Here is a 13,499-nt window from a genome sequence, read left to right as displayed (position 1 = left end):
CCGGCGACGGTAGCGAATCGGCGGGCCACGTGGGGATCAGGGTGCGGCGTGCGGCACGCCGCGTACGGTGTGCAGGTACCGCGTTCTGGGGGCGCGCTCGCCGAGGACCACGGCCGCCCCCGGCATGCCGAGCCGCCGTCCCGCTGCCGCTGGTGGCGCACCCGCGACGCCGCCCACGCCCGCCTCTGAGCACATCGACCGGTGTCCTCCGGCCCTGCCCGCCGCCCGTGCCGGCCCCCTACCGTGACGACCATGCCGGATCTGACCACCTTCGACATGCTCGCGCTGCACCCCCTGCTCGCCGACCTGCCGACGGCCTGGCTGCGCCGGCTCACCGCCCACGCACGGCCCGTCGACCACGGCCGGGGCCAGCGGCTGTTCCGGGCCGGCGCGCCGATCGAGCTGGTCTGGCTGGTGTACTCCGGGCACGTGCTGCTCGACCTGGCGGTGCCCGGCCGCGGTGACGTCGTGGTCGACCGGTGCGAGGAGTTCGTCGGCTGGGCGGCGCTGGTCCGGGCCCGGCGCTGGGACTTCGGCGGCGTGGTCGGCGACGACCTGTACGCGGTGGAGTTCCACGCCGCCGGCCTGCGCGACCAGCTCGCCGACGACCCGGACCTGCGGTGCGAGCTCTACGCCCGGCTGCTCACCGTCGCCGACGGCGGCCTGCTCGCCACCCGCCGCCGGCTGCCCCTGCCCTGACCGGGACTTCCGGCCCGGCCGGGCGGGGCTTGGTGTCCTGCCGGAGGCGCCGCCGCCGCTCTAACGTCGGAGGTGGAGGGATCGAACATGAAGATCTGGCTGGTCAACGAGGTGATGACCGCGGACGTCGTCGCGGTCGGCCCGGGTGCGCCGTACCGGGAGCTGATCGTCCTGCTCGCGGAGCACCGGATCAACGCGGTGCCGGTTGTGGACGGCGATCGGCGCGTGCTGGGGGTGGTGTCCGCGTCGGACCTGCTCCTCAAGATCGAGTTTGCGGATGCCGGGCGGCCCCGGTGGTTCCAGCTCCGGGGGCGGGCGCTGCGGCGCAAGGCGGACGCGATGACCGCCGGGGAGCTGATGACCGCGCCCGCCGAGGTGGTCCGTACGACGACCGGGATCCGGGCCGCGGCCCGCCGGATGGAGCAGGCGCGCGTCAAGCAGCTGCCGGTGGTGGACCTGGACGGGCGGCTGGCCGGCATCGTGAGCCGCGGCGATCTGCTGAAGGAACACCTGCGGACGGACGCGGAGATCCTCGCCGACGTGCGCGCGGCGATCAACGAGATCACCTGGACCGAGAGCACGGCGCACGTGGTGGCCGCCGTCGATCGGGGAGCGGTCCTGCTCTCCGGGCGCACCGAACGGTGGTCGACGTCCACGCTGGTCGAGCGCCTGGTACGCCAGGTGGCGGGGGTGGTGTCGGTGGACGCCCAGCTCAGCTTCGACTTCAACGATCGTGAGCTGGTCAAGCCCGCCTCGTCGTTCTACGCCGCCTGATCTCGCCGGCGGTGCGGTGGCGCCGCCGGCGACGGGTCCGGACCTGCTCCTCCTATCAGGCCGGAACCCCGGCGGTCCCGGCCGGCGATGATCCGCCGGCCGGGCAACCGCTTCGTCTCAGCCGGCCGGGCGAACGTCGGCCGGGCGAACGTCGGCCGAGAGAACGTCGGCCGGGCAACCGCTGGCAGGGTAAACGTCGGCCGGGTAAACGCTGGTCGGGCGAACGTCGGCCGGGCAACCGCCCGTCGCTCAGTCGGTGGCCAGGGCGGCGACCGGGCTGACCCGGGCCGCCCGCCGGGCCGGCAGCAGACCCGACGCGACGGTGATCGCGGCGGTCAGCAGCACGATCGCGGCCAGCCGTCCGGCCGGCAGGGTCAGTGGCAGGTCGAGACGCAGCGACTCCAGGGCCAGCCAGGCCATCGGCACGCCCAGGCCGATGCCCAGCACCGCGCCGATCAGCCCGTACAGTCCCGCCTCCAGGCCGACCATCAGCCGCAAACGGGCCCGGGTCAGGCCCAGCGCGCGGGCCAGCCCGAACTCGCGGGTGCGTTCCAGCGCGGACAGCCCGGTGGTGGTGCCGACACCGACCGCGGCGATCAGCACGGTCAGCCCGAGCAGGCCGACCGCCGCCGCGAACAGGGACGACACCTCGCCGTCGGCCTTGTCGCGTTCGTCGGCGAGCACGGCCACGTCCGCCCCGGACGGGCCGCCGGCGCTGCGGAACGCGGCGAGCGCCTCGTCCCGGCTGCCGGCGGCGATGTCGGCGAGCACCCCGGCCGACACGCCACCCAGCCGGTCCAGGTCGGCGGGGGCGAGCACCGCGCCCGTACGCAGCGGGCCGTCCCCGGTCAGGACCGCGACCACCGCGGCCCGGACCTCCCCGGCCGACCGCAGCGTCACCACGTCACCGACCCTGGCGTCCAGGTCGCCCGCCGCCGTCGAGGACAGGACGACGGCTCCCGGACCGAGCGCCTCCAGCCGCCCGGCGGACGCCTCCAGGGTGCGCAGCTCGGGCATCGCGGTCAGGTCGACAGCGATTGCGCCGTGCGAGAACCCGCCGCCGGGGGCGCTGAAGTCCGCCATCCGGAACGGGGTGACGTCCCGGAAGCGGGCGTCGGCCCGCAGCCGGGTCACCACGTCACCGACCTCGCCGTCGGCGAACAGGGCCAGGTCGGCGGGGGTACGGGCGGCCATCGTCCGGTCCGTCCACAGTTGCAGGCTGGAGATGCCCACCACGGTCCCGGCCAGCATGGTCACGCCGAGCGCGACCACCACCGACACCGCCGCCGCCCGCCGGGGAGTGCCGCCGATGCCGCTGACCGCGAGCCGCCCGGCCGGGCCGAACCGCCGCAGCGGCCATCCGGCGACCGCGAGGATCGGGCGGATCAGCACCGGGCCGAGCGCGATCAGCGCGCCGAACCCGAAGGCGCCGACCCCGACCAGGTGGAGCAGCGCCTCCGACGAACCCGTGCCGCGCACGGTCAGCCAGGCCAGCCCGGCGCTCACCGCCGCCAGCAGCAGCCCCCCGGCCAGCCGTGGCCCGGAGATGCCGCGCTCGCCGGCCAGGCTGCTCGCGCTGCGCAGCGCCTGCAACGGGGAGACCCCGGCCGCCGAGACCGCGGGCGCCAGCACCGCCCCGGCGGTCAGCGACCCGGCGCCGATCACCACCGCGATCGCGGCGCCCACCTGCGGGCCCGGCCCGGACAGGGTGTGCCCGGACATCGCGGCCAGCGCCGGGGCGGCCGACCCGGCGGCCTGGGCGAGCACCACCCCGACGGTCCCGGTGACCAGGCCCGTCACGGCGCCCTCGACCGACAGCGCGATCACCAGCTGGGACCGTTGCGCGCCGATCGCCCGCAACAGCGCCAGCTGCCGCAGCCGCTGTGCGAACACGATCCGGAACGTGGACGTCGCCACCAGCGCGGCGGCCACCACGGCGATCGCCACGAACATCGCCACCAGGGCGAAAAGCTGGTCGTACGGGCGTACCGCGTCGCGGGCCTCGCGTACCCGCATGGTCTCGCCGGTGGTGATGCTGACGTAGGCGGCCGGATCGCGGAGCAGGCGCTCGGACAGTCCGTTGATCAGCGCGGGCACGTCAGTGCCGGGCTGGACGAGCACGTCCACCCGGGGGAATCCGGGTTCGCCGGTGAGCCCGGCGACGACCCGGTCCGGCGCCCACGCCCGCTCGGTGGCGTCCTGTGGCCCGTCGACCACGCCGGTCACGGTGACGGTGGCCGGCCGGCGGGCCCGGTCGCCGGTGCCGAGCCGCAGGGTGCTGCCGGCGGTGACGCCGAGCCGTCCGGCGGCCCGCCGGTCCACCGCGATCTCCCGCGCGGCGCGCGGGTAGGCGCCGGAGACCAGGGTGAGCCGGGACAGCGGCCCGGCGCCGGGGTCGGCGAGCAGGTCGAGGTCGCTGCCGGACGACGGGCTGCCGACGGTGAACGACGCGGTGACCCGGCCGGTCAGCCCGGCGACCCCGGGGGTGTCGCGGATCGCGGCGACCTGCCCGGGACTCAGGGGGTCACCCCCGGTGGTGTACGCGACGACGTCCACCGCCTCCGGCGTCTGACTGAACGTGTCCAGGGTGGTCCGGGTGACGATGACGTACGCCAGCACCGCCCCGAACACCACGAACGCCGCCACCAGCACCGACAGCCCGGTCATCAGCAGCCGCCCGGGCCGGCGCAGCACCCCGCCGAGCTGGGTGCGCAGCACGCTCGCGGACATCAGAAGACGATCTTCGGTACGCGCAGCTCGACCCCGCTGTCCTCGCAGTGCCCGATGGCCAGCTCGGTCATCTCCTCGAGCGTGCCGGCGGGCGGCCGGGCCGGGTCACCGGTCGCCCGGACCATCGACCAGTGCACGTACTTGCCGACCTCGGTGCTGATCCCGTCGTTCTCCAGCCGCGTGTACCGGATCTGCCGGATCTGCTGCTCCCACTTCTCGCCCTCGGCGGCGTCGGAAGGTGGGTTCTGGGCCTTGTCGATCAGCTCCTGGGCCAACCGGCAGTCGGCGGCCGACGCGGCGGTCGGCCCGAAGCGCTTGTCCCACAGGTAGTCGACGCCGTAGGCGACGCCGGCCAGCACGACCGCGGCGAGGACGACGAAGGCGACGTTGATGTGCTTGGTCTTCACGTCAGGGATTCTTCGGCGCGGGGCGGGTCCGGCGCATTGCCGCCGGAGCAGATCCTCGGACGCCCGATGTACGACTCAGGTCTTACACCCCCGGCTTGACCAGGCCGATCTCATAGGCGAACACGACGGCCTGCACCCGATCACGAAGGTCGAGTTTAGCCAGGATCCGCCCGAAATGCGTCTTCACCGTGCCTTCGGCGACGAACAGCCGGGCGGCGATCTCGGCGTTCGACAGCCCGGCCGCGACCAGTTCGAGCACCTCCCGTTCCCGGTCGGTCAGCGCGGCCAGCCGCTCGTCGGCCCGGCCCGGCAGGGTCAGTTGCCCGGCGAACCGGTCCAGCAGCGCCCGGGTGACCCGCGGCGCGACCACCGACTCGCCCGCGGCGACCACCCGGATCGCGGCGAGCAGCTGCTCGGGCGGCGCATTCTTGAGCAGGAAGCCGCTGGCCCCGGCCTGCAGCGCGGCGAACGCGTCCTCGTCGGTGTCGAACGTGGTCAGCACCAGCACCCGCGGGCCGTCCGGGCCGGCGCAGATCCGCCGGGTCGCCTCCACCCCGTCCATCACCGGCATCCGGATGTCCATCACCACGACGTCCGCCGGTGTCCGGGCCACCAGCGCGACCGCCTCGGCGCCGTCCCCGGCCTCACCGGCGACCTCCATGTCCGGCTGCGCGGACAGCACCATGGCGAACCCGGCGCGGACCAGCGCCTGATCGTCGACGAGCAGGACCCTGATGCTCACTGCGCCTCCCTGAGCGAGATCACGGCCCGCACCCGCCAGCCACCGCCGGCCGGGCCGGCGGTCAGCTCCCCGCCGTGCACCGCCACCCGTTCCCGCATGCCGAGCAGCCCGTTCCCACCGCCGGCGGCGGGCGCCGACGGACGGCCGCCCCCGTCGTCGCTCACCTCCAGCACCGCCCGCTCCGGCTCGACCGCCAGCGCGACCAGCACCTTCGCCCCGGCGCCGGCGTGCCGCAGCGCGTTGGTCAGCGACTCCTGCACGATCCGGAACACGGTCAGCTCGTCGGCCGCCGACAGCCGCCCGGTGTCGCCGCCGGCCCGGACCTCGACACCGAGCCCTGCGGTCCGGGCCCGTTCGGCGAGGGTGCCGAGCTGTTCCAGGCCGCGGCTGCGCCGGTCCTGCGGGTCGTCGTCGCCGGTGTCGCGGAGCACGGCGACGATCCGGTGCATGTCGTCGAGCGCCTCACGGCCGGTCGCGGCGACCGTACGCATCGCCGCCCGCGCCGTGCCGGGGTCGGCCACGTAGCTCGCGCCGTCGGCCTGGGCGATCATCACGGCCAGGCTGTGCGCCACCACGTCGTGCAGCTCCCGGGCGATGAAGGCCCGCTCGTCGGCGGCCGCCAGCCGGGCCAGGTGATCGGCTTCCCGCTCGGCGCTCGCGGCCCGCTCCCGGCTGGTCCGGAACACGTAGGCGAACAGCCACAACGCGCCGCACCCGCCCAGCGCGGCGACCTGCTCGCCGAGGTACGGGTAGTCGAGCGGCGAACCGGACCACTCCTGGTCGACCCGGATCATCGAGGCCGTCACCACCGCGGCGGCCACGATCGCCCCGCAGACGTAGCCCGCGGCACGTGCGGGGGAGTGGACGACCACCGCCGCCATCGCCACGACCAGCGCCACGTCGTACGCCGCCGGAACCGCCTCAGCGATCGCCACCTGGACCAGCACGAGGACGGTGACCAGCGCGAACACCCGGATCGGCGCGAAGCGCCGGGCGATCAGCGCGGCCGCCATGGCGACGCCGGGCAGCACGTCGCGCCACGACAGGTCGCGGTACTGCACGGCGACGGTGGCGACAGCCGTCGCGATCATCAGGTCCCACAGGACGAGCAGCCGCGGGACCCACCGAACGGACATCCCGCCACCCTAGACCTACACGTGCGTCCAGTGATCCAGTGCGGCCCGCAGTTTCTCCGGGTCGATCGGCTTGGCCAGGAAGTCGTCCATCCCGGCCCGCAGCGCCCGCCGCCGGTCCTCGGCCAGCACCCCGGCGGTCATCGCGATGATCGGGGTGTGGTGGTCCGGCCCCTCCTGCGCGCGTAGCTGCTCGGTGGCCTGGTAACCGTCGAGCCGGGGCATCTGGCAGTCCATCAGGATCGCGACGTAGTCGCCGGTGGCGGCCAGCTCGACGGCCTCCTCCCCGTTGGCCGCGATGTCGGTGTCGTAGCCGAGCCCGGCCAGGGTGTCGACGGCGACCAGCTGGTTGATCTCGTTGTCCTCGGCGAGCAGGATCCGCCCGCGGTGGCCGGCCGGCTCGGGCGACGGCCGATGGTCCTCCGCCGCCGGCGCGGCCGTCCCGCCGAACCGGCTGATCAGGTAGTCGAAGAGCACCGACGGCCCGATCGGCTTGGCCAGCACGTCCACGCCGGCGTGGTCGGTGATCCGGTGCTCGGCCGACGGGTCGCGGCTCAGCAGCACGCAGAACGGGCGCGGCTCGATCTCCGGCTGGGCGCTCAGCACCGAGATCAGCTCCACGCCGTCGAGGCGGGTGATGTGGTGGTCGATGACGGCGATGTCGTGCGGCTCGCCGCGGCGGCACGCCTGGCCCAGCTGGTCGAGGGCGGCCGGGGCGCTGTCGGCGGCGGTGACCCGCATGCCCCACGCCTCGACGTGCTCGGCCAGGAAGCTGCGGCTGGTCGGGTTGGCGTCGGCGATCAGCAGCCGGCGGCCGGCCAGCCCTCGGTGCCGCTGGTGGGGGTCGGGCGCCGCGGCCACCGCGCCGAGCGCTACCCGGAAGTGGAACCGGCTGCCGTGCCCCGGCTCGCTGTCGGCCCGCAGTGTGCCGCCCATCAGCTCGACGAGCTGCCGGCTGATGGTCAGGCCCAGCCCGGTGCCGCCGAACTCGCGGCTGTTGGTGCCGTCGGCCTGGGTGAACGGCTCGAACATCCGGGCGATCTGACCGGCGTCGATGCCGATGCCGGTGTCGGAGACGCTGAAGTCGTACCACCGCCGGTCGCCGGTGGCCGGACCGTCCGGGTCGACCCGGATCACGATCTCACCGCGGTGGGTGAACTTGACCGCGTTGCCGACCAGGTTCAGCAGCACCTGCCGCAGCCGCCCCTCGTCGCCGTGCACGGCCGCCGGCAGGTCCGCCGGGTAGTAGCCGACGATGTCGAGGGCCTTGTCCCGGGCCGCGGCGGCGGCCGCGTGGGCGATCTGTTCGAGCAGGTCACCGAGGTCGAAGTCGAGTTCGGCGAGGGTCGCCCGGCCCGCCTCGATCTTGGCGAAGTCCAGGATGTCGTTGATGATCGCCAGCAGCGCCTGCGCGGACGCGCGGATCGACTCGGCGTAGCGCCGCTGCGCCGGCTGCAACGCGGTGTCCAGCAGCAGCTTCGTCAGACCTATCACCCCGTTCATCGGGGTCCGGATCTCGTGGCTGACCATGGCCACGAACTGCGACTTCGCGGCCGCCGCGGCGAGCGCCTCGTCCCGTGCGGCGGCCAGGGCCCGCTCGGTGCGCTGCCGTTCGGAGACGTCCCGGATCGCTGCCGACACCAGCAGCCCCTCCTCGGTGTCCAGCGGCGCGAGGCTGATCTCGACCGGGAACTCGCTGCCGTCGTGGTGCAGCGCGCGGAGTTCCCGGCCGATCCCCATCCGCCGCGGCGACGGGTCGGCCAGGTACTCGCGCATGTCCTCGTCGTGGTGCGGGCGCAGCCGCGGCGGAATGAGGACGTCCACCCGCCGGCCGACCAGGCTCGGGGCGGACCAGCCGAACAGCCGCTCGGTCTGGTCGTTGACCAGGCGGATCACCCCGTCGGCGCCGACGATCACCATGGCGTCCGGAGCGTTGAACACGAGCTGCCGGAACCGCTGCTCGGCCCGTTTCGCCTCGGTGACGTCCCGGGCCACGGCGTAGATGCCGTCGCCCTTCTCGGCCGGGGTGGCGTTCCAGGCGAGCCACCGGTAGTCGCCGTCGCGGGTGCGGTAGCGGTTCTCGAAGGAGACCGTCGGCATCAGCCCGTCGACCAGGCTGATGTTCTGCGCCACCGTGCGGTCGACGTCGTCGGGGTGGATGAAGGTCAGGTACGGCCGGGTGGTCAGCTCCGCGACCGTCCAGCCCAGCACCTCGGTCCAGGTCGGGTTGACCCGGGTGAAGTAGCCGTCCCGGGAGGCCATGCACATCAGGTCCCGGGAGAGGGTGAAGAAGTGGTCGAGCTCCTCGGCCATCTGTCGGCGCTGGGCTTGCGCCCGGTCCCGTTCGGTCAGGTCACGGTAGGTGACGATGAGCATGGTGACGTGCCCGTCGGAGGTGATCGGGTGGATGCTCGCCAGCACCGGGAGTTCCTGGCCGTCGCGATGGCGCAGCGTGGCGTCGAACTCGGTGCTGTGTCTCGAGTCCAGCACGGCCTTGAGTTCCCGGGCGCAGCAGTCCGAGCCCTCCTCCGGCCACCACGGGTAGGGCGGCCGCAACCCGACGGCCTCCTCGGCGGCGAAGCCGGTGATCCGCGTCCAGCGCTCGTTGACCCGCAGCACCCGCCCGTCCGGGGCGACCGCCACCACCCCCTCGATCAGCGCGGTCAGCACGGTGTCGCTGAAGTCGTGCTGCTCACGCAACTTTGCGATCAGGCGCAGCCGTCCGGCGTCGGCCTCGTTGAGCATGTGCCCGGCGCGCAGCAGCACCAGGTAGAGGGTGAGCAGCAGCGCGGTGACGACGATGTTCGCCACCACCCCCTCCAGGCTGAAGCCGAGGTCCTTCAACGCCGCCAGGGAGAGGCCGAGGAGCAGCACCACGGCGGTCACCGCCGGGGTGAGCCGCCGGACCGTCCGGCTGCCCAGGCGCCGGCTGCCGAAGATCTGCACGGCGAGCGTGCCGGGCCGGCTGACCGTCACCGCCAGCGCCAGCAGCACGAGCGCCGCCTGGGTGCCCAGCGGCGTGGACTCGGCGGTGGCGTCCCAGGACAGCGCCGCCAGCCCGAGCAGCGCGGCACACGCCGCGACCCCCATCAGCAGCCCGGCCGCGGCGGACAGCACCTGTGCCGGCAGGTGGCCGCGGCGCCGGCCGGTGTCGAGCAGCAGCAGCGCCAGCCCGATCAGCAGGAACGCGACCGGCGACCGCATCGGCGGCCGGTTCTCGGCGAGGGCGGTGAGGTTGTGCAGGAGCCGCTCGATCGCGACACCGACGACGGCGAGCGCGAGGAGGCGTACGATCCACCGCCGCCGGACGCCGGTGCGTACCGGGCCGGCGACCAGCACCGCGGTTGCCGCGAGGCACGTCATCGCCGCGCTGTGCGGTGACATCAGGGTGTGACCGGGCAAACCCTGGCCCAGTGTCACCGCCGGCAGGTTGTCGATCACGCCGAGCACACCGAGCAGCAGCGCCGTGATCGTCGCGCCGCGCCAGGTTCGCCCCCGGACCGTCCGCCTGCTCGAAGAAACCGTCACGCCACCAGGGTCACCAATAAACTGACTGCACAGGACGCGTTCACCGAACTATCGCAGGGAAAGCGGCATGGGCCAGGTAACCGTCGCGATAGCCGACCCCGGCGACCCGTTCGCCGGGACCGCCCTGTCCCGGCTGGGACACGAGCTGCGCGGGCCCCTCGCCGGGATCATCGGCCTCACCAAGATCATGGGCCGGAAGCTGGCCGACGGCGCCACCGACGCGGCCCAGCAGGCCCGGCAACTCGACATGATCAACAACAGTGCGGCCGAGCTGCTCGCCACCGTCGAGCGGATCGTCACCCTGGCCCGGACCGCCGACGCCGGGCGGCGGCTGGAGCCGGTGGACTGCCGCGCCGTCTGCGAGCAGGCGGTCACCGCGACGGCTGCCGCCGCAGATCAACACCATCGGGGGGTACGGCTACAACTCCCGCCGTCACCGGTGTCCGGTCTGGCGAACCACGACGACCTGTGCGACGCCGTCACCGAGCTGCTCGACAACGCCATCAAGTACGCCGACGGCCCGTCCGTGCGCCTCACCGTGCACGCCGACGGCCCGGCCATCGAGATCAGCGACGACGGGCCGGGTCTGGCCGGCGACGAGCGGGAGCGGGTGTTCCTACCGTTCGAGCGCGGTCGTGCGGCCCGGGAGGGCGACGTCGCCGGCACCGGGCTGGGCCTGCCGCTCGCTGTCCGGCACGCCCGCCGCTGTGGCGCGGGGCTCGCCGTGCGGACCGGCAGCGCCGGCACCACCTGCACCCTCACCCTGGCGCCGCTCGTGACCGGCCACGGAAGGGAGACCTGAATGGCCACCGTCCTGGTCGTCGACGACCGCGCCACCAACCGCGAGGTCGCCCGGATCACCCTCGACGACGGCGGCCACCAGGTGATCGAGGCGACCGCCGGGGCGGAGGCCCTGGAACTGGCCCGGCGCCTGCACCCGGACATCGTGCTCGCCGACGTGGTCATGCCGGGCATGGACGGCTACGAGTTCGTGCACCGGCTGCGCGCCGACAGCCGTACCGCCGGGATCCCGGTCCTGCTCTACACCGCCAACTTCCGGCCCGACGAGGCCGCGCCGCTCGCCGCCGCCTACGGCGTCGCCCAGGTGGTCTCCAAGTCCGCCGACCCCGCCGACCTGCTGGTCGCGATCGACCGCGCCCTGCACAGCGACCCGGCGACGGCCGCCGCTGGGCCGGGCGACGCCGGGGCCGAGCACCTGCGCGCGGTCAACGCGAAGCTCGTCGAGAAGGCGCTGGCCCTGGACGAGAGCGAGGCCCGGTTCGCCGCCCTCGCCGACGTCTCCCCGGTCGGCATCGTCTCCGGCCCGCACGGGCTGCACGCCACCTACACCAACCCGCGGCTCAGCGACATCACCGGCCTGACCGCCGCCGAGTTGCACGGCGCCGGCTGGTTGCGCTGCCTCACCGGCGTGGACCGTGACGAGCTGATCACCCACGGGCTGCCCGGCGGCCAGGCCGGCTACTACGGCGAGATCCACCTCGGACCGGACCAGCGTCGCTGGCTGCACACCACGATCCGGCGCATCGACGACGCCGAGACCGCGCCGGCCGGGTTCGTCGCCACCGTCGACGACGTCACCTCGGTCGTCGAGGCCGAGCAGCGCCGCCACGCGGAGGAGCGGCGCCGTATCGCCGAGCGTTTCGACAGCCTCGCCCGGCTGTCCGGCGCGGTCGCCCACGACTTCAACAACATGCTCAACATCGTGCTCTCGTTCACCGAGTTCACCGCCGACGCCGTCCAGGACGCCACCGGCGCCCCGCTGACCGACGGCGCCGCCGCGGCGATCCTGGCCGACCTGGACCGGATCAGCACCGCCGGCAAACGCGCCGCCTACCTCGCCCACCAGTTGCTCACCTTCGGCGGCCGCGAAGTGGTCGCGCTGACCGTGCTCGACCCGAACGCGGTCGTCGCCGAGGTCACCGCCATGCTCGGCTCGCCCGGCCCGCACATCACCGTCGACACCGACCTGCAGCCCGGCGTGCGCAACGTGAAGGCGGACCGCGCCAAGCTCACCCAGGTGCTGATCAACCTGGCCACCAACGCCCGCGACGCGATGCCCGACGGGGGAGTGCTCACCTTCACCAGCCGCGACGCCGAGCGCGACGGACACGTGCACCTCACCGTGCACGACACCGGTCACGGCATGAGCCCCGACGTGCTCGACCGGGCGGTGGAGCCGTTCTTCAGCACCAAACCCAAGGGGCACGGCACCGGCCTCGGGCTCGCCACCGCGTACGGCATCGTCCGGCAGTCCGGCGGCGATCTGACACTGGAGTCGCGGCCCGGGCACGGCACCACCGTCCACCTGCGCCTGCCCGCCACCGACGAGCCGGTAGCCCACATCGCCGCGCCGGTCACCGGGTCGGCCGGCACCGGCCACACCGTGCTGGTCGCCGACGACGAGGACGGCGTCCGCGAGGCCGCCCGCCGCATCCTGGGCCGGGCAGGCTACACGGTGCTGACCGCCGCCGACGGCCGGCAGGCGCTGGAGATCGCCCGCCACCACCCGGACCGGATCGACGCGGTCCTGTCCGACGTGGTGATGCCGCACCTCAACGGCCCGGAGCTCGCCGCCGCCCTGCGGGGTGTGCTCCCGGCCGTCCCGGTGCTCTACATGTCCGGCTACGCCGACCCGCTGATGTCCGAGCAGGGTCTGCTCGACCCGTCGGTGACCGTCGTCGGCAAGCCGTTCACCGCCGAGCAGCTGCTGACCGCGCTGCACACGGTCCTCACCGCCGTCACGAGCTGAGATTGCTCAGCGCCACCGCCGCCTCCCGGTAGATCACGCTCGGGTCCTCGGCCAACCACGCCTTCACCTGCTTGCTCCACACGTCGGCGAGCACCTCGGTACGGCCCGCCTCGATGCCGTCGAGCGCCGCCGTCACGATCTCCTCGGGAGACGTCTTGTACCCCTCGTACCAGGCCATCATGTCGGTGTCGGCCGCGCCCAGGTGCAGGCCGGTGACCAGGGTGTCCTGACCGGCAAGCTCCAGCCGCACACTGTTGGTGAGCGCCCACTCGGCCGCCTTCGCCACGTGGTAGGCGCCGGCTCCCTCGGCGGCCAGCCACGAGATCGCCGACAGCACGTTGAGGATCGCCCCGCCGGCCAGCCGCGGCGCGAACGCCCGGATCACGCCGAGCGTGCCGTAGAAGTGGGTGTCCAGCTCGCTGCGGATGAGGGCCAGGTCGCCGGTGACCAGAGACGCGCCGGTCGAGATGCCGGCGTTGTTGACGAGCACGTTCACGTCGGGCGCGGCCTCCGCCGCGGCGGCGATCGAGGCGCTGTCGGTGACGTCCAGCCGTACCGGGATCACGCCGGGCACGTCGATGAGCTCGGGACGGCGGGCGGTCGCGTACACCTTGGCGGCGCCACGCTCGACGAAGGACCGGGCGAACTGCCGGCCGAGGCCCCGGTTAGCGCCGGTGACCAGGACATTTGCTCCGTTGATCTGCATGCGGACTACG

10 protein-coding genes and 1 pseudogene are annotated in these 13,499 nt (G+C 73.8%); 5 read left to right on the top strand and 6 right to left on the bottom strand.

Going from position 1 to position 13,499, the window contains the following annotated elements:
- The first annotated feature begins 252 nt into the window (after positions 1-252).
- The 3 genes and pseudogenes from BM290_RS11145 to BM290_RS51050 all read left to right on the top strand — a co-directional run.
- Positions 253-699 carry a cyclic nucleotide-binding domain-containing protein gene (locus tag BM290_RS11145; protein ID WP_093612825.1) on the top strand — a complete coding sequence of 149 codons (447 nt, stop codon included), beginning with the start codon at positions 253-255 and terminating at the stop codon, positions 697-699.
- A gap of 87 nt (positions 700-786) precedes the next feature.
- On the top strand, positions 787-1,473 hold the full coding sequence (locus BM290_RS11140; RefSeq protein WP_093612823.1) for a CBS domain-containing protein: 687 nt from the start codon (positions 787-789) through the stop codon (positions 1,471-1,473).
- Between the two features lie 87 nt (positions 1,474-1,560).
- Positions 1,561-1,692 (top strand): annotated as a pseudogene (locus BM290_RS51050) (hypothetical protein); the annotation flags it as partial.
- A gap of 30 nt (positions 1,693-1,722) precedes the next feature.
- Here BM290_RS51050 and BM290_RS11135 read toward each other — a convergent pair.
- The 5 genes from BM290_RS11135 to BM290_RS11115 form a co-directional block, all read right to left on the bottom strand.
- A complete protein-coding gene (locus BM290_RS11135; RefSeq protein ID WP_093612821.1) occupies positions 1,723-4,203 on the bottom strand; it encodes an FtsX-like permease family protein in 2,481 nt (826 codons plus the stop codon).
- Positions 4,203-4,610: a hypothetical protein gene (locus BM290_RS11130; RefSeq protein WP_093612819.1), complete on the bottom strand. Its 408-nt coding sequence runs from the start codon at positions 4,608-4,610 to the stop codon at positions 4,203-4,205. Before BM290_RS11130 ends, BM290_RS11135 begins: the two co-directional genes overlap by 1 nt.
- 82 nt (positions 4,611-4,692) lie before the next feature.
- The gene (locus BM290_RS11125) at positions 4,693-5,352 is read right to left on the bottom strand and encodes a response regulator (protein WP_093612817.1); all 660 of its coding nucleotides are present in this window, start codon (positions 5,350-5,352) and stop codon (positions 4,693-4,695) included.
- Positions 5,349-6,488, bottom strand: coding sequence for a sensor histidine kinase (locus tag BM290_RS11120; protein WP_093612815.1), 1,140 nt, complete (start codon positions 6,486-6,488; stop codon positions 5,349-5,351). Before BM290_RS11120 ends, BM290_RS11125 begins: the two co-directional genes overlap by 4 nt.
- Before the next feature lie 15 nt (positions 6,489-6,503).
- Positions 6,504-10,013: a PAS domain S-box protein gene (locus BM290_RS11115; protein WP_143133702.1), complete on the bottom strand. Its 3,510-nt coding sequence runs from the start codon at positions 10,011-10,013 to the stop codon at positions 6,504-6,506.
- Between the two features lie 67 nt (positions 10,014-10,080).
- Between BM290_RS11115 and BM290_RS11110 the strand changes: the two genes are divergently transcribed.
- The gene (locus BM290_RS11110; protein WP_093612811.1) at positions 10,081-10,815 is read left to right on the top strand and encodes a sensor histidine kinase; all 735 of its coding nucleotides are present in this window, start codon (positions 10,081-10,083) and stop codon (positions 10,813-10,815) included.
- Positions 10,816-12,783, top strand: a complete 1,968-nt coding sequence (locus BM290_RS11105) for a hybrid sensor histidine kinase/response regulator (protein ID WP_093612809.1) — start codon at positions 10,816-10,818, stop codon at positions 12,781-12,783.
- Here BM290_RS11105 and BM290_RS11100 read toward each other — a convergent pair.
- Positions 12,773-13,489 carry an SDR family oxidoreductase gene (locus BM290_RS11100; protein ID WP_093612807.1) on the bottom strand — a complete coding sequence of 239 codons (717 nt, stop codon included), beginning with the start codon at positions 13,487-13,489 and terminating at the stop codon, positions 12,773-12,775. The genes BM290_RS11105 and BM290_RS11100 overlap by 11 nt on opposite strands.
- Between the last annotated feature and the right edge of the window lie 10 nt (positions 13,490-13,499).

It is taken from the genome of Actinoplanes philippinensis (assembly GCF_900113015.1).
GTDB lineage: Bacteria > Actinomycetota > Actinomycetes > Mycobacteriales > Micromonosporaceae > Actinoplanes > Actinoplanes philippinensis.
The sequence above is the reverse complement of the archived record's forward strand: the minus strand, read 5'-3'. Positions and strand labels throughout refer to the sequence as shown.